Origin of the sequence: Kribbella sp. NPDC051936 (assembly GCF_040680955.1) — a bacterium.
Classification (GTDB): domain Bacteria; phylum Actinomycetota; class Actinomycetes; order Propionibacteriales; family Kribbellaceae; genus Kribbella.
In genome coordinates this window covers 905,300-926,952 of the sequence record NZ_JBFAXS010000002.1, presented here as the reverse complement: position 1 = coordinate 926,952, position 21,653 = coordinate 905,300, and the positions used below count along the sequence as shown (strand labels likewise).

The following is a 21,653-nucleotide window of genomic DNA, read 5'->3' as shown; positions in this document are numbered from 1 at the left end:
CCGCGGCCTGATTGGCTGGCCCGCATGGAGATTCTGATCCTCGGTGGTACGGCGTGGCTCGGTCGGGAGATCGCGACGCAGGCGATCGCACGCGGGCACGCGGTGACGTGCGTGGCCCGCGGCGAGAGCGGGGCGGTCGCGGACGGCGCCACGCTGGTGGCCGCCGATCGCAGTCGTCCCGATGCGTACGACGGGGTGCCCGTGCGGGACTGGGACGCGGTGTTCGAGGTGTCGTGGGAGCCGGGGTTCGTGAAGGGGGCGCTGGCCGCGTTCGGAGCGCGGGCGAAGCACTGGACGTACGTGTCGTCGGTGAACGCGTACGAGAAGTACGACACGCCCGGCGCGGACGAGACCGCCGTACTGCGGGAGCCGGCCGCCGCGGACACGGTGGACCGGGAGCTGTACGGCGAGGCGAAGGTCGCGTGTGAGCTTGCGTCGCGCGAGGTCGTCGGGGACCGGCTGGTGATCGCGCGGGCCGGGCTGATCGGCGGCCCCGGGGATCGCAGCGACCGCGCGGGGGCCTGGGTCGCGCGGGCGGCGCGGGCGCCCGAGGAGCCGTTGCTGGTGCCCGACACGCCCGAGTTGGCGACGTCGGTGATCGACGTAAGGGACCTTGCCGGATGGCTGCTGGACAACGCGACCGAAGCACGGACCGGGACGTTCGACGTTCGCGGACCCTTGGTGCCGTTCGGCGAGTGGATCGAGCTGACCCGGGAGGTCGGCGGTCACACCGGGCCTGTGGTGCGCGCGCCGCGGGAGTGGCTGGTGGAGCAGAAGGTCGACCAGTACATGGGGCCTGACTCGCTGGCGATGTGGTTGGTCGAGCCGGGGTACGAGGGCTGGTCGTCGCGGAGCGGCGCGGCAGCGGCGGCGGCCGGGCTGACGCATCGGTCCCGACGGGAGTTCCTGGCCGACACGCTCGCCTGGGAACGCGAGCTCGGCCTGGACCGTGAGCGGAAAGCGGGCCTGAGCCCGGCCAGGGAGCAGGAGTTGATCGAGGCCCTCGAGGCGTAGAGAGTGGGCGCATGCGCCTCCTGCTCATCTCTGACACGCACTTGCCGGTGCGGGCGAAGAAGTTGCCGGCACCGGTATGGGAGGCGGTCGACGACGCCGACGTGGTTGTCCATGCAGGCGACTGGGTGAGTGTCGCGCTGCTCGATGAGCTGGAGGCGCGCGCCAAGCGCCTGATCGGGTGCTGGGGCAACAACGACGGCCCGGAGTTGCGGGCGCGCCTGCCCGAAGTCGCGCGGGTGACTCTGGACGGCATGGCGGTGGCCGTGGTGCACGAGACCGGCCCGGCCAAGGGGCGGGAGGCTCGTTGCGAGGCGGCGTACCCGGGAGTGGATCTGCTCGTGTTCGGGCACAGCCACATCCCGTGGGACACGACCGGCCCGCGTGGGCTCCGGCTGCTCAACCCGGGGTCGCCGACCGACCGCAGGCGGCAGCCGTACTGCACCTACCAGACCGCGACGATCACCGGCGGACGCCTGGAACAGGTTGCCTTGCACAACCTTTAGGTTGCGTACCGCAACGAGAACGGCGCCGGGCAGCCGTGGATGCCGCCGTACCACCGAGTTACGGCGCATCCACGACTGCCCGGCCGGGCTTCGCAGCCGGGGTCAGGCGTTCGCTGCTTCCTTGACCCTGGCTTTGAGACGATCACGGACCTCTTCGGGCGTGTACGCCTTGCGCTTGCGCTCTCCGCGGGCGATCACGACACCCGTCGCGGCGACGCCGACGAGCCCCGCAAGCCCTACCACCTTCCATACCTTCATGGCGACTAACCTAGCGATGTGACCAGCCGGATTTCACTGGATGACGCTACGGAACTGACACGAACAGGTGACATTTGGCTGTTCCGCGGCGACAGCGCGGCGGACCGAGCCATTCAGCTGACCACCAACAGTCCGGTCAACCATGTCGGGATGGCGATCGTCATCGAGGACCTGCCGCCGCTGATGTGGCACGCGGAGCTCGGCCGCTCGCTCCCGGACGTCTGGACCGGGAAGCACCACCGCGGGGTGCAGCTGCACGACTTGCGGGACGCCGTCGTGGTGTGGGGCCGCAAGTACGGCCAGCGCGCGTGGCTGCGGCAGCTCGACCATCCGGTCACCCGCGCGATGGAGGACGCCGTACTGAAGACCGTCGCGCGGCTCGACGGTACGCCGTTCCCGTCGACGGCCCGGCTCGCGTCGCGGTGGGTGCGCGGCCGGGTGCCGGCGCTGCGGAAGGGATCGCGGGAGCTCGAGCTGGAGTCGGCGTACTGCGCCGAGGTGGTCGCGGTGACGTACGAGGCGATGGGACTGCTGCGCGGCCGGCGGCCGAACTGGTACGACCCGGGCCGGTTCTGGAGCGGTGACGAGCTGCAGCTCGCGCAGGGCGCGAAGCTGGGCGCGGAGATCGCCGTCGACGTGCCGGATTCCTGACCGGACGGAAACTGTCGGCGGGCTGTGATTGGGTTGTTCCAGTCGGTCAGCGAGCCGGAGGAGGCCCGGGATGTATGCGGTCATCGACACCGAGACGACCGGCCTGCTGCCGACCCATCGGCACCGGGTCATCGAGATCGCGGTCGTGCTGCTGGACGCGCGCGGGCAGGTCGAGCGCGAGTGGGTGACGTTGCTGAATCCGCAGCGCGACCTCGGCCCGCAGCACATCCACGGGATCCTCACCGCCGACGTGCTGGCGGCGCCGGAGTTCCGGGACGTCGCGCGACAGCTCGGGCAGTTGCTGGCCGGGCGGATGGTTGTCGGGCACAACGTCGAGTTCGACCTGGGTTTCCTGCGGGCCGAGTTCGCGCGGCTCGGCGTCGCGGTTCCGCTGATCACCGAGCGGTCGATGTGCACGATGGCGCTGGCGGGATATCTGCATCCGGGCGCCAAGCGGACGCTCGGCGCGTGTTGCGCGGCGGCCGGGATCTCGATCGAGGGCTGGCACTCGGCGCTGGCGGACACCCGCGCGACCGCCGAGCTGTTCGCTCAGTATTTGGGGGCGTTCGCATCTCCGCCGCCGTGGCAGTGGGCCTATGAGGAGGTCCGGCGCCTGCCCTGGCCCGACCTGCCCGGGTCGGAGGTCGCGCCGACCGTCCGGCCCGTGCACGCCGGCGGGCGGCACGGCTGGATGAGCCGGCTCGTCGATCAGCTGCCGCGCGTCCCGGAGCCACCCCAGGCCGATTCGTATCTGGTGCTTCTGGACACGCTCATCGCCGATCGTGAGATCACGGCGGCGGACGCGGATCAGTTGGTGCAGGTGGCAACCGAGTTGGGCCTCACCCGTCCGCAGGTGGACCACCTGCATCGGTTCTACGTGTCCGCGCTGGCGGCCGCGTCGTGGGGGACCGGCGAGATCACGCCCGACCAGCGCAGCGATCTCGACAAGGTCGCGGTCATCCTCGGGCAGCGCGCGTCCGACGTCGACGACGCCCTGCTCCGGGCGAGCGCCGGGCGGTACGTCGTACCGGATCGTCCTGGGGCGCGGGGGTTCCCGCCCGGGAGCAGCTTGGTGTTCACCGGGGACATGGTCGAGCCGCGCGAGGTCTGGTGGGACCGTGCGGTGGCGGCCGGGTTCGCGCCGCAGGAGGCCGTCCGGCCCAACACCACGTTCGTGGTCGCCGCCGACGTCGACAGCTTGTCCGTGAAGGCGCGTGCGGCCCGGGAGTTCAACGTCCCGATCATCTCCACCGACGATTTCCGCCGGCTCCTCCCGGACGCCCCCCGGAAAGCGGGCTGAATCAGGGCCGCAGGTGCTCGGGGGTCAGCAGAGCGTGCAGCGTCAGGCCGGCTTCGGTGAGCGGCGCCGGGGTGGTGGGGTTGCGGTTGATGACGCACAGCGCGTCGGTGATGGTGGCCCCCAGAGCACGGAGCTCGTGGGTGGACAGGACGATCTGCCCGCCGGTGGTGACAACGTCCTCGACGATGGTGACCCGGCGGCCTTTGGTTTCGGCGCCCTCGGCGAGGCGGCACGTGCCGTAGGACTTCGCGTGCTTGCGGACGAAGGCGCACGGCAGGCCGGTGTGCCGTCCGAGGGCGGTGACGACCGGGATGCCGCCCATCTCCAGGCCGGCCAGCACCTCGGTGCCGTCCGGGATCAGCGGAACCATCGCCGCGGTCACCTCGTCCAGCAGCACCGGATCCGCCTCGAAGCGGTACTTGTCGAAGTACTCCGTCGTCGTCTGCCCGGACCGGAGCAGGAACTCCCCGGTCAGATGCGCGGTCGCGTGTACCCGACGTCCCAGCTCAGCAAGCTCCACGCCCCGCACCCTACCTGCCGGCGTGCCGGCGCCCTTCCCGCGGCGTCACGCCGTACGCCGCGCAGAACGCCGGCCTGCCGGTCTGAGCGCTATTCCTCGTCGGGGACGGTTTCGACCTCGAAGCGGAGCTGCTTGCCGGAGCGGATCCGTTCGATCGCGGCCAGGCAGGCGTCTTCGCTCATCTGGACGTTGATCTCGGCGAGCTTGTGACGCAGCACCCGGGCCGCGTCGTCGGCGGAGCGGGCGCTCGACTCGTTGATCGCCTCGATCGTGGTCGCGGTGAGCCGCTCGCGGATATCCGGATGCGTCTTGTGGATCTCGTGCGTGATCCGGAACTCGGTCATCGCGCTCTCCCTGGTGCTCCGAGGCCGACTGTGGGGTACCAGCGTAGTGTCAGGCACACACGCGGCGAACGAAAGCCTCCAGGCGGGTCGCGAGGCGTTCCGCGCGAACGTCCGGGGTGGCGGTCTCGCCCTGCGGGACGTCGAGTTCCTTCAGGCCGCGGATGTACAGCGAGCAGGCCAGGTCGGCGCAGATGTACATGCCGACGGTGTTCCCCTCGCGCCCGGCCGAGCCTGCCCGCCGGGCCGCGAACAGCGCGACGTCGCTCACGTGGTGCGCGGTGTTGCACAGGTCGCACAGTCCTGCGAACCGGCGCGCCGCGCCCGACGACTGCGTGCTCACCGCGATCCCGGTCACGCCGGCGTCCCGCCGTACGACGAGGTAGCCGCGGTTCGGCGCCTTGCCGTCGCGCCAGCCGAGGAAGTCCAGCGACTCCCAGGGCAGCTCGGCGAACTTGGGCGGCAGTGCCATCGCCTTGATCTGGCTCTTGGACGAATTGACGAACGAGCGCCTGACGTCCTCGGCGCTGAGCGGTTCCACGACGGTCCTCCGATCTCCGACCACCTATGAGACAAGCTCGATCGCGCGACCGCAACCGGTTAACTCTGTTGCTACAGGCAACGGTTGACGCGGTGGCTCGAGTCCGTTCTCCGGTCAGGTCAGCGTCCACGACTCGGACACGCCGGCGGGGGAGTGGACATCCGGGCCGGAAGGGTGAAACCTGTACTGTCTAAAGTTCAACTACTTTCCTGGAGGAATCCGCGATGTCCAGCGAGTACGCCGCCCTCAGCGGTGACTACACCCTTGATGCCTCGCACACCCGGATCGGCTTCAGTGCCCGGCACGCGATGGTGACCAAGGTACGGGGAGCGTTCGACGAGTTCGAGGGCTCGTTCCACATCGACGGCGAGAACCCGGCGAACTCGTCCGGCCGGGTGACGATCCAGGCGAAGAGCATCAACACCCGCAACAGCCAGCGCGACGAGCACCTGCGCAGCAACGACTTCCTCGCGATGGACGAGAACCCGGAGATCACCTTCGTGTCGACGGCGATCGCGCCGGCCGGCGACGCCGAGTTCCTGGTGACCGGCGACCTGACGATCCGCGGCGTGACCAAGTCCGTCGACGTCACCTTCGAGTACACCGGTACGGCGACCGACCCGTTCGGCAACCAGCGGCTCGGACTCGAGGGCTCGGTCGTCATCAACCGCAAGGACTTCGGCGTCAGCTGGAACGCGGCGCTCGAGGGCGGCGGCGTCCTGGTCAGCGAGAAGGTCACGCTGGAGCTCGAGGTCTCGGCGATCAAGAACGCCTGACCGCACACACCCGACGGGGACCCTTGGACAAGCTGTTGCCTGTCCAAGGGTCCCCGTTTCGTGTCCAGGCTCAGGCGTGGCGGGTGGTTTGCCGGAGCAGGGACTCGACTGCTTGGCGGAGTTCGGTGTCGTGGTCGGGGCCGGACCAGACCACGATGCGGCCCTTGTCGCCGAGCTTGGTGGTGATCAGGTCGCGGGCGGGAGTCGGGTCGCCCTGGTTGACGAGGACGACCAGGCGCCGGCCGTCGCGCTGCAGGCGGTCCAGCAGCGGCGGGAGGGTGGAGCCGCGGAACAGGCCGGGGTCGCTCTTGACCTTGGTCTCGATCATCACGCCGCGGCCGCGGACCACCAGCAGGAAGTCGGCGCGGTCCCGGGTGAACTCGCGATCGTGGTAGATCCGCGCCTTCGGCCAGAGGCGTTGCAGGGCCGCGTCGACGTCGGCGTCGTACTGCGCGGCGAGCCGGCTCACCCGCGAGCTGGTACCGCGTGGGCGCAGCGAATCCGGCGTACGGCGGCGTCCGAGGAACGGCAGCCAGCGCCCAATACTCGTGTCGATCATCGGCGGACCCCTCGACCTAGCCGGCACTTACGGCGAAGTCTTCCCGGGTCGGTGCGGCGGAACCCAGGGGGCACGCGATCGTGATCCCACTGGCATAAAGCCGTGGGTTTCAGCAGGCGTTCGGCGTGGTGGTGCCGCCGTCGACGACCCAGCGGCCCTGCTGATTGAGGACGCGCATCTGGTCGAGCCAGCGGGTCGGGGTGGTGTTCGGGAGGACGCCGCGGCCGCGGACGTTCACGGTGCGCGCGGCGGAGGTGTCGTAGCAGGCGCTGACGATGACGCCGTTCGACGCCAGGGTGCGCTTCGCCCAGAGCACCTTGGTGGTGCCGGTGTTGCGCAGTTTGCGGCTGCGGAAGTATTTCGCCTGCGCGCTGATCGCCTGGAACATCGTCGGCGTCATCACCGGCTCCAGCTGCTTGGTCCTCGCGCCGCCGCTGCGCATCATCACGTCGAGCGCGACGCGGTACCCGTAGTAGGCGTTCAGCACGGGGTCGTCGGAGCTCACCGCCTCGTTGACGGTCGTGGTCCGGGGCGCCTTCTGGGCCGCGGGCACAGCCGCGGCGACGCCTGCGTCGGTGCCGCAGCCGGCGAGGAGCAAGACCGGGATCAGCGTGGCGGTCACTGCCAGGTTCTGCATGCGCATGGGGTCCGGATACCTCCTGTTGGACGCGCCGTCGGCAGCACAGCGAGCCGTGCGGACTGTTCGGCACTGACCGTGTAACGTCGGGACACGCATCGTGGTCACTGTGACCTGGATCACATCGACCCCCTACCCGGGTAGTGGTCCCGGATCGGTTCCGCGGCGGGAGGTGCCGGCCGCTCCGAATTCCTAGCCTCGATCTCAGGACTTGAGACTGAGGAGATGACGATATGACCGACGTACTGACCCGCCCGGCAACCGGACAGCGCGCGATCCACGGCTTGGTTCGTTCACTGCGGTACGGCGCCTCGCTGGTGCCTGTCGGCGTCCTGGCGATGGCGGACGCGGTCCTGGGGGAGGAGGAGACTGCGGCGCGTCGCCTGAGGACGCGCCCGGCCGGAAGCGCTCGCATGTTCGGGTACGGGCTGCTCACCGCGGTGCTCGGGCTGGCGAGCTGGTTCCTGATGATGCTGGCGGTGCTGGCCGTGATGCGCGGACCGTTCTGGGGATTCGTCGAGCACGGCCCCGTCGAGCCTGGAACCTGGGGCGGCCCGACACGCGCCGGTGCGTGGGCCGTCCACGGGTTGATCGCGGTGCCGTGCCTTGCCGTCCTCCTGGCAGTACTGCGCGGCATCGCTGCCCTGCACGCGCTGCTGGTCGAGGGCTCACGCAGGTGGGTGCTTCCGGCAACTATCGTGCTGGCGTTGGGCAGTCTGGCCTTCTTCTGGTCCTGGCTGCAGCAACTGTGAGTAGGGTCCAACCGTGCAGATTCCGAACGGGTGGCCGCGCCGCCGCTGGGCGTGGGTCGCCGGCCTGGGCGTCGCGGCGCTGCTTGTGCTGACCGTGATGGACCTGGGCCAGCACTACCACGTACCGCTCGGGGCTGTGTTCGCCCTGGCGATCGCACGCGCGCTGGCGCTCGGCCTGGCTTGGCTGCGGCCGCGGCTGGCCGTGGTGGTTTCACTCTTCACTACGGCCGTCACCGCAGCGCTGACGACGCCGGTCGCCTCCAGCGAACCGTGGCCGTGGGGTACGACGGCGGCGTTCGGGCACTCGTTCGTCCTCGCGATCGCGGGTGCGCGTGGACTCGGCCGGCGGGAGCTGGTCGGCTGGTGGGTGGCGACTCAGGCTGTGGGCATCGTCGCGATCGAGCTGGCGCCGGACCGTGGCAGCTGGAGCAGCTTGATCGCCATGGCCGTGCTGTCGGCAGCTGCCGTGGTGGTCGGCGACCTTCTCCGGTCCCGCGCCGAGACGAACCGCCGGCTGGCCGAGCAGGAGACGATCAGCAAGGCGGAGCGTGCCGAGCGGGAGCGGCTGCAGGAGCGGGCCAGGATCGCCCGCGAGCTGCATGACGTCGTGGCTCACCACTTGTCCGTGGTCGTGGTCCGGGCGGACAGTGCGCCGCACCGGTTGCCCGACGTACCGGACGCCGTACGCGCGGAGTTCACGGGTATCGCCGACGAGGCACGCGCTTCGCTGACAGAGATGCGGCGGGTGCTTCGGCTGCTGCGCGAACCTGTCCAGCAAACAGGGGAGCTCGGCCCGCAGCCCGGGCTGGACCAGCTGGCCGAGCTTGTGGAGAGCACCCGGCGTGCCGGCGCCGACGTGCAACTGGTGGGAGAGGTGCCGAGCGGCTTCGATCCAGCTGTCGAGCTGACGGCGTACCGCGTTGTGCAGGAAGGCCTCAGCAACGCAGTGCGGCACGCGCTACACGCTGCCGTGCAAGTGGCGGTACGGCGTCGTACCGGCGAGCTGGAGGTGACGGTGCAGAACGAGAAGCCGCCGCGGCCCGTCGTACCGGCGCCGGGGAGTGGGCATGGGCTGACCGGTATGCGTGAGCGCGTGGCTCTTCTCGACGGGACGGTGAGCGCCGGCCCGACCCCAGAGGGCGGTTATCTGGTGCATGCGTTGATCCCGGTCGGAGAGGAGATGGCCAGTGGCGATCACGGTCATGGTCGTTGACGACCAGGAGATGGTGCGGGCCGGATTCGGTGCGCTGCTGAACTCACAGCCGGACATCGAGGTGGTGGGACAGGCCGGCGACGGCGCGCAGGCGGTCGAGCTGGCTGCCGAGCTGAAGCCGGACGTGATCCTGATGGACGTCCGGATGCCCGTCCTGGACGGACTCGCCGCCACGCAGCGAATCCTCGCCGGTTCGGCGCCGGGTGAACCGCCGCGGGTCGTGATGCTGACGACGTTCGACCTGGACGACTACGTGTACGCCGCCCTCCGCGCCGGCGCGAGCGGCTTCCTGCTGAAGCACTCCACGCCCGACGAGCTGGCCGCCGCGGTACGCGTCGTCGCGGCCGGTGACGCGCTGCTGGCGCCGTCCGTGACCCGTCGGCTGGTGGAGGACTTCGCTCGCGCGCAACCCGTCGTACCGGCGACACCGGCCCGGCTGACGCCGCGGGAGGCCGACGTACTGCGGCTGGTCGCGCGGGGACTGTCCAACCGGCAGATCGCCGCCGACCTGGTGCTGGCCGAGCAGACCGTGAAGACGCACGTCAGCAACATCCTGACCAAGCTGGACCTCCGTGACCGCGCACAGGCTGTCGTCTACGCGTACGAGTCGGGCGTTGTGACCCCGGGACCGAGACACTGAACAGATGGACGTTCTGGAACGTGTACGCAGCCTGTGCCTCGCACTGCCCGAAGTGACCGAGCGACCGAGTCACGGCGAGCCTACGTGGTTCGTCCGGGACAAGAAGACGTTCGTCATGTACGCCGACCACCACCACGACGACCGCCTCGGCGTCTGGATGGCGGCGCCGCCCGGCGTCCAGGAGTCGCTCGTCGCCGACGACCCGGAGCACTTCTTCCGGCCGCCGTACGTCGGTCACCGCGGCTGGCTCGGGGTCTACCTGGACGTCGACGTGGACTGGGGCCATTTCGAGGACCTGGTGGAGACCGCGTATCGCCAGATCGCTCCGAAGACCCTGATCGCTCGCCTGGATGAGTCGTAGCCGTTCTATAGGGTGATGTGGTGGACATGCGCGGGCCGGTGGGCCAGAAGCTGGCGATCTGGCTGGCGTTCGGCAGCTCCGCCGCCGTCATGGTGCTGGAGCTCGTGTCGCTCCGGCTGGTCGCGCCGTACATCGGGCTGACGCTGGAGACAAACACCGCGGTCATCGGTGTCGCCCTGGCGGCCATCGCGACCGGTGCGGCCCTCGGTGGACGGTTCGCGGACACGGTGCCGCCGCAGCGGACGCTCGGGCCGTTGATCCTGCTCGGCGGGGCCCTGGTGATGCTGGTCCTCCCAGTGGTCCGCTGGACCGGTGAGGCGCTCCGAGGCGGCGCGAACGACCTGGTGTTTCTGGTGCTCGCCGTGACGCTGTTCGCGCCGGCAGCACTCCTGTCGGCCGTCACCCCGATGGTGACCAAGCTGCGGCTGGACACACTGACCCAGACCGGCACCGTGGTCGGCAGGCTGTCCGCGTACGCGACGGTCGGCGGCATCGTCGGCACCGTGCTCACCGGGTTCGTGTTCGTGGCGACCATTCCGATCAGCACGATCGTCCTGGCGCTGGGCGCCGCACTGGTCGTTGCCGGTGCCGCGCTGACCTTCCTGCTCCGTGGCGTGCGGTCCGCGGTCAAACCGGTCGCTCTGGCGGTCATCGGCGCGACGCTGACCCTGGTCGCGCCGCGGCCGTGTGAGGTCGAGACTGCCTACCACTGCGCCCGTGTTGTCGCAGACCCGAACCGGGAGGGCGGCCGGACCCTCTACCTGGACCAGCTGCGGCACTCGTACGTCGACCTCGACGACCCGACGTACCTGGAGTTCGAGTACATCAAGAGCTTCGCGGCCGCGATCAACGGCACCTGGGCCGAGCGGCAGCCGCTGGACGTGCTGCACATCGGCGGTGGCGGGATGACCATGACGCGGTACCTGACGGCGACGCGGCCGGGCAGCAAGCACCAGGTGTACGAGATCGACGCGGCCGTGGTGGAGCTCGACAAGCGGGAGCTGGGCGTCCGGACCGGACCGGAGCTCGCGGTGACGGTGCAGGACGGCCGGCTCGGCGTCCGGGACGAGGCCACGGACAGTCGGGACCTGGTCCTGATGGACGCGTTCAGCGGGCTGTCCGTGCCGTGGCACCTGACCACCCGCGAGGTGATCTCCGACGTCCGCCGGGTGCTGCGGCCGGACGGGCTGTACCTGATGAACGTCATCGACCACGGCGACGCGAAGTTCCTGAAGGCCGAGGTCAAGACCGCGCAGGCGGTCTTCCCGTACGTCGCGGTCATCGCGCGCAAGGACGAGCTGTCCGGTCCCAGCGGCGGCAACTTCGTGGTCGCCGCCGCCGACCGGCCGATCGATTCCGCGGCGATCGAGCGCCGTCTCGGGCCCTCGCTGGACGTCCTCCACCGGCCGGACAGCTTCGTCGGGGACGCGCCGGTGCTGACCGACGACTACGCGCCGGTCGACCAGTTGCTCACGCCGTACAGCGGCTGACCGTCGTGTGATTGCATGTGGTCATGCACCCACGCGCAGGCCAGCCGGCACAACCCGAGGACCTCGTCGACGTCGACGCCATGCTGGCGGCGTACACCGACCTCACCCCGGACGTGGAGAACCCGGCCCAGAAGGTCGTCTTCGGTACGTCGGGCCACCGCGGCTCCAGCCTCGACGCCGCGTTCAACGAGGCGCACATCCTGGCGATCACGCAGGCCGTCTGCGAGTACCGAGCGGGTCAGGGCACGACAGGACCGCTGCTCGTCGGCCGGGACAGCCACGGTCTGTCGGAGCCTGCCCGGCGCACGGTGCTGGAGGTGCTCGCCGGCAACGACGTCCAGACGCTGGTCGACAGCGCCGACCGGCTCACGCCGACGCCGGCGGTGTCGCACGCGATCCTGCGGCTGAACCGCGGCGCCGGCGCGGACGCGGACGGCATCGTCATCACGCCGTCGCACAACCCGCCGCGCGACGGCGGCATCAAGTACAACCCGCCGCACGGCGGACCGGCCGACTCCGACGCGACCAGCTGGATCGCGAACCGAGCCAACGAGCTGATCGCGGGCGGCAACCGCGAGGTCCGCAGGACGCCGTTCGAGCAGGCCCGTCAGCGTGCGGGGGACTACGACTTCGTCGCGCACTACGTCGACGACCTGCCGTCGGTGCTCAACCTGGCCGCGATCCGCGACGCCGGCGTGCGGATCGGCGCCGACCCGCTGGGCGGGGCCAGCGTCGACTACTGGGCCGCGATCGCCGAGCGGCACCAGCTCGACCTGACCGTCGTGAACCCGCGGGTCGACCCGGCCTGGTCGTTCATGACGCTCGACCACGACGGCAAGATCCGGATGGACTGCTCCTCGCCGTACGCCATGGCCTCGCTCGTCGCGCAGCGGGACAAGTACGACGTGGCGACGGGGAACGACGCGGACGCCGACCGGCACGGCATCGTCACGCCCGACGCCGGGCTGATGAACCCGAACCATTATCTGGCGGTCGCGATCTCGTACCTGTTCAGCAACCGCCAGTGGGGTCCCGACGTCGCTGTCGGCAAGACGCTGGTGTCGTCGTCGCTCATCGACCGCGTGGTGGGGGACTTGGGGCGCCGGCTCTGGGAGGTCCCTGTCGGCTTCAAGTGGTTCGTGCCGGGTCTTGTTGACGGCTCTGTCGGCTTCGGCGGTGAGGAGTCGGCCGGTGCAAGCTTCCTGCGCTTCGACGGCACAGTGTGGACCACTGACAAGGACGGGATCCTGCTGGCTCTGCTGGCGAGTGAGATCACCGCTGTGACCGGTGAGACGCCGTCAGTGGCCCACGCCAAGCTGGTCGAGCGGTTCGGCGCATCGGCGTACTCACGGGTGGACGCGCCGGCCACACGCGAGCAGAAGGCCAAGTTGGCCGCTCTGTCGCGCGACGCGGTCACCGCGACCGAGCTGGCGGGCGAGCCGATCGTGGACCGCCTGACGCACGCGCCCGGTAACGGCGCCGCGATCGGTGGGCTGAAGGTCACCACCGAGTCGGCCTGGTTCGCCGCGCGCCCGTCGGGGACCGAGGACCTCTACAAGATCTACGGCGAGTCGTTCAAGGGCGCAGAGCATCTGGACGAGGTGTTCACGCAGGCGCGTGACGTGGTGTCCAAGGCGCTGGGCTAACGCACGAAGGAGTCCAGCAGCCGTTCCAGATCCGCGGCGGGGTCGTCGGTGAGCCCGCTGTGGATCGGTCCGGGATGGACGACGGTGCTGCGAGGCGCAGCCAACCACCGGAACCGCTCGCCGATCGAGGTAGCAGCAGCCGGGCCTCCGCCCGCTTCGCCGGCGCAGATCGCGCGAACCTGATCCAAGGACGCACACACGACGTCAACGTCGACAGCCGGGTCCAGGGCCTTCAGGCGCTCCGGATTCACGTCCCATGCGGCGCCCAGGTAGTCCAGCGCCCGGCAGTACAGGACCGCGCCGACGTTGATGAACTCGCCGCGCTGAATACGTGGCGCCGCCCGCAGAATCACGTAGTCGAAGGGCTTCACCGCACACCTCCCGGCACCCAGGCGGCCCGGTTCCCCAACCGCGCGAGCAGATGACCGAGGTACCGCTCCCGGTCGCCGTCCTCGAGCCACTCGTCGGGCACCAGCGCGATCACCTCGGTCAACAGGTCCGGGGTGATCGCCGCGACCAGCTCGGCGTCCACCTTCGCCACCCCTGGTACGGCGACCGAGAACACGTGGTCGTTCGCGTCGTACGGCAAGGAGGCGAACTTCTCGGCCGGCATCCACGAGTGGTGGAAGTACAGAGCGGCCCCGTGGTCGATCAGCCACAGGTTCTTGTGCCACACGAGCATGTTCGTGTTCCGCCACGACCGGTCCACGTTGGCCACGAACGCGTCCAGCCACAGGATCCGCGCCATCGCCTCGTCACCCGGGTTGCCGGCCGATCCGTCGTACCCGAAGGAGCCGGGCAGGAAGTCGACGGCGAGGTTCAGCCCGGCGCTGCGGATCAGCAGTTCCTGGATCTCGAAGTCCGGCTCGGACTTGCCGATCGCCGGGTCGAGCTCGATCAGCTTCAGCTCCGGGACCCGCAGGCCGAGCCGGCGGAACAGCTCGCCGACGATCACCTCGGCGACGAGCGCCTTCGGCCCCTGGCCGGCGCCGTGGAACTTGATCACGTACGTCCCGAGATCGTTGCCCTCGACAACACCGGGCAGCGATCCGCCCTCCCGCAGCGGCAACACGTAGCGGGTTGCGGTGACAACTGGCAGACTCACGACGGAGAGCCTAACTGGTTGACGATCGGGTACTGGTGCAGGGTGAAACAACCGTCCTTCGGCGTCGAGGAAGAGTTACTCCTCGTGTCCGCGACCGGCGACCCGCTGCCGCGGAGCAAGGCCGTCGTCGCGGACGTGCAGGACCCCGACGTCACCCTCGAACTCACCCGGGCCATGGTCGAGATCAACACCCCGGTCTGCGAGTCGGCCGCCGAGCTGCGGGCCGCGTTGTCGGACATGCGCGCCAAGCTCGCGTTGGCGGCCGCCGACGAGGGCGGGCGGCTGCTGGCCATCGCCGTACCGCCGCACGGCCGGGCGGCGCAGTCGATCACCAAGAAGCGGCGTTACCAAGAACTGGCGCAGCGGTGGGGCCTGCTGGCACGGGAGCAAGGTGTCTGCGGTTGTCATGTCCATGTCGACGTATCGGACAAAGAGACAGCTGTCCGCGTCAGCAATCACCTCCGTCCGTGGCTGCCGGCGCTGCTCGCCCTGACCGCGAACTCACCGATCTACCTCGGCCAGGACACCGGCTTCGCGAGCTGGCGGTGGCTGATGACCACACGCTGGCCCTGCGCCGGTCCGCCGCCGTACCTGGAGTCGTTGGAGCACTACGAGGCCTTGGTGGCCATGCACATGGCGGCCGGGACTCTGATGGACGAGCAGATGGTCTACTGGGACATCCGCCCGTCGACGCACCTGCCGACGGTCGAGGTGCGGGTGAGCGACATACCGCTCACGGTGGACGAGACCGTGCTGCTGGCGACGCTGGTCCGAGCTGTGGTGATGATCGCGCTCGAGGACGGCGGCCGAGGCCCGACGCTGGAACCGGAGGTGCTCCGTGCGGCGTACTGGCTGGCTGCGCGCGACGGTGTCACGGGCGACGGGCTGGACGTGCTGACGGCCGAATCGCTACCGATGGCCCAGGTCCTGGAACGGCTGCGACGCCATGCGGCTCCTGCGCTGCAAGAACTCGGCGCGTCCGACCTTGTCGACGAAGGGATCCAGCGTGCGCTGACCGACGGCAACGGCGCTGTCAAGCAGCGCAGGGCCCTCCGTGAGGGCGAGGACTTCGTCGCCCTCACGGAAGTCAAGCCCTAGCCGCGCAAGAAGTCCTCCAGACCGTGCAGGTCGTCGGTGTTGATGTAGTCGACGTCAGCGGCTGCCAGTTCGCGCCACAGGGCCGCGCGGGCGGCGCCCGGTACGTCGGGGGTCGCCCAGAAGCGGACCTTGTACCCGGCGTCGTGGGCCGTCACCACGATGTCGTGCAGCTTGGTCCTCTCGCTCTCCGGCATCGGACCGACGCCCTGCCAGGTGAAGACGTTCGTCCAGTTGTCGCTGACGAGCGGCATCAGCGACGCCGGCATACCGGACTGCAGGTCGCCGAGGCGCCCGTCGTACCCGGCGTAGCGGATCTTCTGCGCCTTCATGGCGTCCAGCGGGCGGTTGCCGCTGATCACCGAGGTGACAGCGCCCTTGAACACGCGTCCGTCGACGAAGATCGTGCTGATCCCGCGGTACTGCGCCAGCGCCTTGTCGACCACGGCGTACGTCGACGGTCCGTCGCTCTTGATGTCGATCAGCAACTGGAACCCGCCGCCGTGCTTGTAGACCTGGCCGTGGTTCTCGCGGACCCGGTCCGCCAGCGGCTTCAAGTACAAGCTCTCCAAGGTGCGGCCGGGCTGCGCGTCTTCCAGGTCGTGGGCGACCCGCAGCTCGCCGTCGATCAGCCAGACGTCCGCCTCGACGCTGTTGAAGCCACGGTCAAGCGCGTCCTGCAGCGGCCGGCGGTGCTCGTAGTCGTTGTGCGCGTGCGCCGATGGCAGCGCCGTGACGGCCGGGGCGTCGTACGACTTCGGGAGCTTCAAGTGGTTGGCCCGGGCGACCTCACGCACCCGGTCCGGGTAGTCGCTGATGATCCCGTCCACGCCCTGGTCGACGAACCACTGGATCGTGGCCGGGTCGTCCACGGTCCATGGAATCACCTTGAGCCCGGCCTTGTGTGCGGCGTCCACCGTGGCCTTGGTGAAGTACGGGCGGAACGCCGGGTCGGAGATCTTGCCGCCCTGCGGGAAACCGTCGACCGGTGAGATCGCCGACGCGCCGAACGACTTGACCGCCTTGATCGGGTCGCCGCCGAAATCGTCGATGTCGAGACCGCCCAGCCACGGCGACTTCCCGGGCTGGCCGACCTGCAGGAAGTTGTAGTTGTCGAGCGCGACCAGCGGCAGCTGCGGCATCACCTCGCGCATCCGCATCAGCGAACCCCAGTCGAAGCTCTGGATCGTCACCTGGCGCGCGATGTTCGCCTTCCGGATCTCACTGGCGACCACCTGGACGAACTGCTCGCGCGGCGCGGTCTCGGACGGCGCGCCGGCCTCGACCTTGGTCTCCACGTTCAGCTTCACGCCGTACGCGTGGTAGCGGTGCACGAGCGCGAACACATCACGCAGCTCCGGCATCCGGGCACCCGGGTCGGGCTGCTGCCCCGGGAAGTTCGGCAGCGTCTGCGAGCCGCAGTCGAGCTGCTTCACCTGGTTCAGCGAGAGCGTGTTCACGAACTTGCCGACATACGGGTACTCGGGGTCGCCTGGCGTGTACGGCGCGGTGTCACGGCACTTCTTGCCGTCGACCTTGCGGTCGTGGGTCACCACGGCATACCCGTCCTGGGTGATCTGCACGTCGAGCTCCAGCGTGCTGACACCGAGCTGCAGCCCGTGCGAGAACGACGCGATCGTGCTCTCCACGGTCAACCCGAGCCCACCGCGGTGGGCCTGGATGTCGAACTCACCACGAGCAGCAACGGCCGGGGCGGCCGGAAGCAGCAGTCCGGCGATCAGCGCGCACGGGAGAAGCGCGCGGGGAAGGCGGCGCATGAGGGGGTTCCTTCCGGAGGGGTCATGGGCGGGACGTCCCTGAGGCTGTCTGCCACAGGCATACCCACGTCCTCGCGAAAGTAGCCGAAAAGTAGCCCACCGGTAACGCTCTGGTGTGTCTACGGCGTAGAGGTGATGCGGCGTACTGATTGGGTTTCGGCGGTGATGTGGCCGTTCTTGAAGGACTTGTCGAGGGTGCCTTCGGTGCGGCGGGTGAGGGTGAGGTTGACGGGGCAGCTGGTGGGTGGCTTGACGCCGGGGGTGGGAGTAGCGAGGGACGGGCGGAGGGAGCCGGGCGGGATGGTGGCGGAGGTGCGGCCGGGTTCGAGTTCGAGGCTGTCGGGCTGGATGCAGTCGCCGGTCCAGGTGAGGATCGACGGGAGGTCGGACGGGCCGGTGGCGATGCGGACCGGGATCACGGCGCGGCGGGAGTACGTCGTGCCGGCCAGGGGAGCGGTGAGGCGGACGCGTTCGGGGAGCTTCACCGTCGACCTCGGCGCGGAGTCGTCGCCCTTGCCGCGGGTGAGGTCGAAGGTGATCTCCGTACCTGCCTGGACCACGCCGTTGAGCTCACCGGTGTAGTCGGTTACGCCGGCGGTGTGGTGACGCTCGAGCTCGACTTCCTTGCCGCCGCCGGACGACCTGACCGACTCGCCGTCGCCGAGCTCGACGAACGTCAGGGTGCCGACCCGGTACGACGCGCTCACCCGCGCGACCTCGGCCGTCTCCGGCAGCGTGACGACGTAGTTCGCCGTGATGCCGCTGGTCCGGATGTCCTTCGACTCGACCGTCGAGCACCCGGCCAGCACGACAGCCATCCCGACAACGCCAATCCGCTTCACAGTCAGCGAAGCTAGCAGCGCAAGGGGTTACAGACTTGCGTAGAACTACTCGTACTGCAGCGCCTCCAGAGGATTGAGCCGGGCCGCGCGCCGGGCCGGCCAAATGGCGGCGAAGATGCCGACGACGACCGAGAGGACGGCGAAGATCACCAGCTGGCCGGCCGGCACGGTGAAGGAGATCTCGTCGAGCCGGGCCGCGAGCAGCGAGGCCAGCACCAGTCCCAGGACGATGCCGATCACCGCCCCGATCAGCGCCGTGATCACGCTCTCCTGGCGGATCATCCGTTTCACCTGTCCTCGGGTCAACCCGATCGCCCGCAGCATGCCGAGTTCACGGGTCCGCTCGAACACGGTCAGGACCAGGGTGTTCACGATGCCGAACAGGCTGACCACGACGGACAGTGCCAGCAGCACGTAGAGCACGTTGAGCAGGCTCTTGATGCTGTCGGTCTGCGCGTCCTTGAACTGCTCGATGGTCACCGCCTTGGCGTTCGGGAACGCGCTCATCGCCGCATTCAACGTGGCAGTGTTCTGCGGAGTCACCCCGCCTTGCATGGTGAGGAAGGTGTAGATGTTCTGCGGCTGCGGCGTGGCGGAGTCGAAGGTGGCCGTCGAGATCGTCACGTTGCCGAACGGCGAACCACCCGCCGGCGGCTTGAAGATGCCGCGCACCTGGAACTGCAGCTGCTTGCCGGTCACCATCTGCAAGGTGATCGCCGATCCCAGCCCCAGCCCGTGCTGCTTGGCGTAGTCGGCGTCGACGATCGCGCCGTCGGGCTCCAACTCGGCCAGCGAAGCCTGGGAGCCCGCTTGCCAGTCGAAGCTGAGCAGCTGCGGTGCGGTCCGGTCGATCGCGGTGATCGAGATCGTCTTGCCGAACGCCTGTGCCTGGCCGCCGCGGACGCTCGTCACCTCCTGGACCGTCGGCACCTCCGCCGCCTTCTCGGCCACCGCCGGCGGCAGCGGACTGAAGTTGTTCTGCGCGGTGATCGCGTAGTCGGAGCTGGAGATCCGGTCGACGGCGTCCTCGAACGGTTTGATCAGCCCGGCGCCCAAGGTCGCGACCAGCGTGACCAGCGCGAGCCCGATCATCAGAGCGGCAGCGGTCGACGCGGTCCGGTGCGGATCGCGGCGGCTGTTCTGGCCGCCGATCGCGACCGCCGGCCGGTCCGGCAGGATGCGCGGGAACTCGGGGTGCCCGCCGAAGAGCCGTCGTAGCGCCCAGACCGGAAGCAGCACGATCGGCCAGATCAGAGCGGTCAGTACGACGACGGCCCAGCGCGCCACCGGATCCGAGACCGCGGCCAGCGGCCGGACGAGCCGCGAGGAGAAGGCGGCGATCCCGATGAACAGCAGCAGCACGCCCGCGCCGAGCAGCGACAGCAGCGTGCTCGTCTTCAGCCCGTCCGCGAACAGGCCGACGAGGACGCAGGCGATACCGGCCGCCGCGAGCAGCGCCGCGCCGACCGGGCGGAAGCGGTGCAGCCGCCCGGGGGCGAGGACCGCGCCCTCGCGGACCGCCGCGATCGGCGGCACCCTGGTCGCCCGCCACGCGGGGCGGAGGCTCGCCACGGTCGTCACCACGACGCCGACGAGCAGCGCGACCACGATCGTCCGGGTCTGGAAGACCAGCCCGTCGTTGGGCAGCGTGAACCCGATCGCGTCGAACAGCTTGAACAGCCCGGTCGCGATCGCGAGCCCGAGGAACAGGCCGACGATCGCCGAGACCAGACCGGTGACGAAGGCTTCGAGCACCACCGAGCCGAGGACCTGCCGCCGGGAGGCGCCGAGCGTCCGGAGCGTGGCGAACTCGCGGGTGCGCTGGGCGATCGTGATGGCCAGCGAGTTCGCGATCACGAACGACCCGACGAACAGCGCGATCGCGGCGAACACGAGCAGGAACGTCCTCAGGAAGTTGAGGAACGTCGTCGTCCCGGCCGCATCCTCCGCGGCCTGCTCGTCGGCGGTCCGGACCTGGGTGGCCTCGGGAAGGATCGGCTGGACGGCGTCCACCAGCTGCTGCGGCGTGACGCCGGACTTGGCCGCGATCAGGATCTGGTCGAGCTTGCCGGTCTTGCCGAACAGGCGCTGCGCGGTACCGAGGTCGAACCCGGCCAGCGTGGCGCCGCCGATCGACGACACCGCGCCGAACTCGACCAGCCCGGTGATCCGCATCTGCTGCGCCGCGCCGCGGGCCTGGACGCCGACCATGTCGCCGGTCGCGAGTCCCTTCTTCTTCGCGGTCTGGGTGTCGACCACGACCTGGCCGGCGGCCGGCCACGCACCCGACACCAGGCTCAGCGAGTTGAACTGCGGCTGCGCGGGATCCACGCTGAAGCCGATGTTCGGCGCGCCGCCGAACACGATGACCTTGCCGTCCTTGCCGATCAGCTGCGCCTCACCGTTGACCACGCCGCCCGCCGCGCCGACCTCGGGCAGCTCGCGGACCTTGTCCAGCAGCCCGGCCTGGAACGGCGGCGCGGTGACGACGGTGCCGTCGTCGGCCGCCTCGAACGCGGTCTTCCCGGTGATCGCGGCGTCGGTGTTCTTGTAGTTCTCGGTGAAGATCGAGTCGAACGCCGACGTGATCGAGTCGGTCAGGACGTACGTGCCCGAGATCAACGCCACGCCGAGCACGACGCCGATCGCGGTCAGCGCCGTCCGGAGCTTGCGGGCCAGCAGCCCCTGCAGCGCGAACCTGATCACTGCAGGTCCAGCGTGTCGATGATCTGCAGGATCTCGTGCTGGCTGGTCCGGCCGGTCTCCTTCACGATCGTGCCGTCGGCCAGGTAGAGCACCCGGTCCGCCAGCGCGGCGGCCCGGGCGTCGTGGGTCACCATCACCAGCGTCTGGCCGTACTCCTCGACCGAGGAGCGCATCAGCGTGAGGATCTCGCCGCTGGTCCGGGAGTCGAGGTTGCCGGTCGGCTCGTCGGCGAACACCACGGTCGGCCGGGACACCAGCGCCCGCGCGATCGCGACCCGCTGCTGCTGGCCGCCGGACAGTTCGGCGGGCCGGTGGTCGAGACGGTCGGTGAGACCGACGCGCTCGATCAGGTCGTCGAAGAACTGCGGGTCCGGCTTCGTGCCGGCGATCGTCAGCGGCAGCAGCACGTTGTCGCGGGCGCTCAGCATCGGCAGCAGGTTGAAGAACTGGAAGATGAAGCCGATGTGCTGCCGGCGGAGCTTGGTGAGCGCGTCGTCACCGAGCGTGGTGATCTCGATGTCGTCGATCCGCACCGAGCCCGAGGTCGGGCGGTCCAGCCCGGCCAGGATGTGCATCAGCGTCGACTTGCCCGATCCGGACGGTCCCATCACCGCCGTGAGTTGCCCGGGCTCGATCCGGACGCCGACCCCGCGCAGCGCCTCGACGGCCGTGTCCCCCTCGCCGTACACCCGTACGACGTCCTGTGCGTGTACAACTTCCGTTGCGGTCCCCACCATGCCGACCATCGCCCCTCCCGGCGATCCAACGGCCCCCAGCCTGTTCGGTTGTCTCCTTCGAGTCTGACCTCGATCGGGCGATCCCGACAGGGGGGGTGTCCCCGATCGATCCCTGAGTCGCGGACGACGAAGGGCGGCGGTGCCACCGGCGACCGGGGGACGTGTCGTTGCCTCAGGCAACGCGAGGG

24 protein-coding genes are annotated in these 21,653 nt (G+C 69.6%); 12 read left to right on the top strand and 12 right to left on the bottom strand.

Features of this window, described 5'->3' with window-relative positions; translation table 11 throughout:
* The first annotated feature begins 24 nt into the window (after positions 1-24).
* Both AB0L64_RS09990 and AB0L64_RS09985 read left to right on the top strand, forming a co-directional pair.
* Complete coding sequence (locus tag AB0L64_RS09990) at positions 25-1,014, top strand: NAD-dependent epimerase/dehydratase family protein (RefSeq protein ID WP_363709704.1); 990 nt, start codon at positions 25-27, stop codon at positions 1,012-1,014.
* 11 nt (positions 1,015-1,025) lie between these two features.
* Positions 1,026-1,517: a metallophosphoesterase gene (locus AB0L64_RS09985; RefSeq protein WP_363709703.1), complete on the top strand. Its 492-nt coding sequence runs from the start codon at positions 1,026-1,028 to the stop codon at positions 1,515-1,517.
* 102 nt (positions 1,518-1,619) lie between these two features.
* On the opposite strand, the gene AB0L64_RS09980 is transcribed toward AB0L64_RS09985, so the two are convergent.
* A complete protein-coding gene (locus AB0L64_RS09980) occupies positions 1,620-1,775 on the bottom strand; it encodes a hypothetical protein (protein ID WP_355485930.1) in 156 nt (51 codons plus the stop codon).
* 150 nt (positions 1,776-1,925) lie between these two features.
* Between AB0L64_RS09980 and AB0L64_RS09975 the strand changes: the two genes are divergently transcribed.
* Both AB0L64_RS09975 and AB0L64_RS09970 read left to right on the top strand, forming a co-directional pair.
* A complete protein-coding gene (locus AB0L64_RS09975) occupies positions 1,926-2,426 on the top strand; it encodes a hypothetical protein (protein ID WP_355698324.1) in 501 nt (166 codons plus the stop codon).
* Between the two features lie 70 nt (positions 2,427-2,496).
* On the top strand, positions 2,497-3,726 hold the full coding sequence (locus AB0L64_RS09970) for an exonuclease domain-containing protein (protein ID WP_363709700.1): 1,230 nt from the start codon (positions 2,497-2,499) through the stop codon (positions 3,724-3,726).
* A 1-nt stretch (position 3,727) separates the two neighbouring features.
* Here AB0L64_RS09970 and AB0L64_RS09965 read toward each other — a convergent pair whose 3' ends face one another.
* From AB0L64_RS09965 to AB0L64_RS09955, 3 genes are all read right to left on the bottom strand, one after another.
* Entirely contained in the window at positions 3,728-4,246 is a 519-nt protein-coding gene (locus AB0L64_RS09965) for a phosphoribosyltransferase family protein (protein ID WP_363709698.1), read from the bottom strand.
* Positions 4,247-4,335: 89 nt separating this feature from the next.
* Positions 4,336-4,590: a hypothetical protein gene (locus tag AB0L64_RS09960; protein WP_355698312.1), complete on the bottom strand. Its 255-nt coding sequence runs from the start codon at positions 4,588-4,590 to the stop codon at positions 4,336-4,338.
* A gap of 49 nt (positions 4,591-4,639) precedes the next feature.
* Positions 4,640-5,128 carry an FBP domain-containing protein gene (locus AB0L64_RS09955; protein ID WP_363709695.1) on the bottom strand — a complete coding sequence of 163 codons (489 nt, stop codon included), beginning with the start codon at positions 5,126-5,128 and terminating at the stop codon, positions 4,640-4,642.
* A gap of 224 nt (positions 5,129-5,352) precedes the next feature.
* On the opposite strand from AB0L64_RS09955, the gene AB0L64_RS09950 reads away from it, so the two are divergent.
* Positions 5,353-5,904, top strand: a complete 552-nt coding sequence (locus tag AB0L64_RS09950; RefSeq protein ID WP_363709693.1) for a YceI family protein — start codon at positions 5,353-5,355, stop codon at positions 5,902-5,904.
* Positions 5,905-5,974: 70 nt separating this feature from the next.
* Here the strand turns inward: AB0L64_RS09950 and AB0L64_RS09945 are convergent, their stop codons facing one another.
* Entirely contained in the window at positions 5,975-6,463 is a 489-nt protein-coding gene (locus AB0L64_RS09945) for a hypothetical protein (protein WP_363709692.1), read from the bottom strand.
* Between the two features lie 109 nt (positions 6,464-6,572).
* Entirely contained in the window at positions 6,573-7,106 is a 534-nt protein-coding gene (locus AB0L64_RS09940; RefSeq protein ID WP_363709690.1) for a hypothetical protein, read from the bottom strand.
* 227 nt (positions 7,107-7,333) lie between these two features.
* Between AB0L64_RS09940 and AB0L64_RS09935 the strand changes: the two genes are divergently transcribed.
* Genes AB0L64_RS09935 through pgm form a run of 6 tightly spaced genes read left to right on the top strand, consistent with a single transcriptional unit; the run spans position 7,334 to position 13,202 of the window.
* Complete coding sequence (locus AB0L64_RS09935) at positions 7,334-7,852, top strand: hypothetical protein (RefSeq protein WP_363709688.1); 519 nt, start codon at positions 7,334-7,336, stop codon at positions 7,850-7,852.
* 13 nt (positions 7,853-7,865) lie between these two features.
* Complete coding sequence (locus AB0L64_RS09930; protein ID WP_363709686.1) at positions 7,866-9,065, top strand: histidine kinase; 1,200 nt, start codon at positions 7,866-7,868, stop codon at positions 9,063-9,065.
* A complete protein-coding gene (locus AB0L64_RS09925) occupies positions 9,040-9,705 on the top strand; it encodes a response regulator transcription factor (protein ID WP_363709684.1) in 666 nt (221 codons plus the stop codon). The genes AB0L64_RS09930 and AB0L64_RS09925 overlap by 26 nt, the downstream gene beginning before the upstream one ends.
* 4 nt (positions 9,706-9,709) lie before the next feature.
* Positions 9,710-10,066: an MmcQ/YjbR family DNA-binding protein gene (locus tag AB0L64_RS09920; protein ID WP_363709683.1), complete on the top strand. Its 357-nt coding sequence runs from the start codon at positions 9,710-9,712 to the stop codon at positions 10,064-10,066.
* 26 nt (positions 10,067-10,092) lie between these two features.
* Positions 10,093-11,556 (top strand): fused MFS/spermidine synthase, encoded by a 1,464-nt coding sequence (locus AB0L64_RS09915; protein ID WP_363709681.1) that lies wholly within the window; start codon positions 10,093-10,095, stop codon positions 11,554-11,556.
* Positions 11,557-11,579: 23 nt separating this feature from the next.
* Entirely contained in the window at positions 11,580-13,202 is a 1,623-nt protein-coding gene (gene pgm, locus AB0L64_RS09910; protein WP_363709679.1) for a phosphoglucomutase (alpha-D-glucose-1,6-bisphosphate-dependent), read from the top strand.
* Here the strand turns inward: pgm and AB0L64_RS09905 are convergent.
* Both AB0L64_RS09905 and AB0L64_RS09900 read right to left on the bottom strand, forming a co-directional pair.
* Complete coding sequence (locus AB0L64_RS09905) at positions 13,199-13,573, bottom strand: DUF3037 domain-containing protein (protein ID WP_355698294.1); 375 nt, start codon at positions 13,571-13,573, stop codon at positions 13,199-13,201. The two genes, pgm and AB0L64_RS09905, sit on opposite strands and share 4 nt — an antisense overlap.
* On the bottom strand, positions 13,570-14,307 hold the full coding sequence (locus AB0L64_RS09900) for a HipA family kinase (RefSeq protein ID WP_363709676.1): 738 nt from the start codon (positions 14,305-14,307) through the stop codon (positions 13,570-13,572). Before AB0L64_RS09900 ends, AB0L64_RS09905 begins: the two co-directional genes overlap by 4 nt.
* A 42-nt stretch (positions 14,308-14,349) precedes the next feature.
* Between AB0L64_RS09900 and AB0L64_RS09895 the strand changes: the two genes are divergently transcribed.
* Complete coding sequence (locus AB0L64_RS09895; RefSeq protein WP_363709674.1) at positions 14,350-15,405, top strand: glutamate--cysteine ligase; 1,056 nt, start codon at positions 14,350-14,352, stop codon at positions 15,403-15,405.
* Here AB0L64_RS09895 and AB0L64_RS09890 read toward each other — a convergent pair.
* The 4 genes from AB0L64_RS09890 to AB0L64_RS09875 all read right to left on the bottom strand — a co-directional run bounded on the left by AB0L64_RS09890 (position 15,402) and on the right by AB0L64_RS09875 (position 21,474).
* Positions 15,402-17,180 carry a glycerophosphodiester phosphodiesterase family protein gene (locus AB0L64_RS09890; protein WP_363709672.1) on the bottom strand — a complete coding sequence of 593 codons (1,779 nt, stop codon included), beginning with the start codon at positions 17,178-17,180 and terminating at the stop codon, positions 15,402-15,404. The two genes, AB0L64_RS09895 and AB0L64_RS09890, sit on opposite strands and share 4 nt — an antisense overlap.
* A 119-nt stretch (positions 17,181-17,299) precedes the next feature.
* Positions 17,300-17,998 (bottom strand): hypothetical protein, encoded by a 699-nt coding sequence (locus tag AB0L64_RS09885; RefSeq protein WP_363709670.1) that lies wholly within the window; start codon positions 17,996-17,998, stop codon positions 17,300-17,302.
* A 69-nt stretch (positions 17,999-18,067) separates the two neighbouring features.
* Positions 18,068-20,728: an FtsX-like permease family protein gene (locus AB0L64_RS09880; RefSeq protein ID WP_363709668.1), complete on the bottom strand. Its 2,661-nt coding sequence runs from the start codon at positions 20,726-20,728 to the stop codon at positions 18,068-18,070.
* A complete protein-coding gene (locus AB0L64_RS09875; protein ID WP_363709666.1) occupies positions 20,725-21,474 on the bottom strand; it encodes an ABC transporter ATP-binding protein in 750 nt (249 codons plus the stop codon). The genes AB0L64_RS09880 and AB0L64_RS09875 overlap by 4 nt, the downstream gene beginning before the upstream one ends.
* Positions 21,475-21,653: the final 179 nt, after the last annotated feature.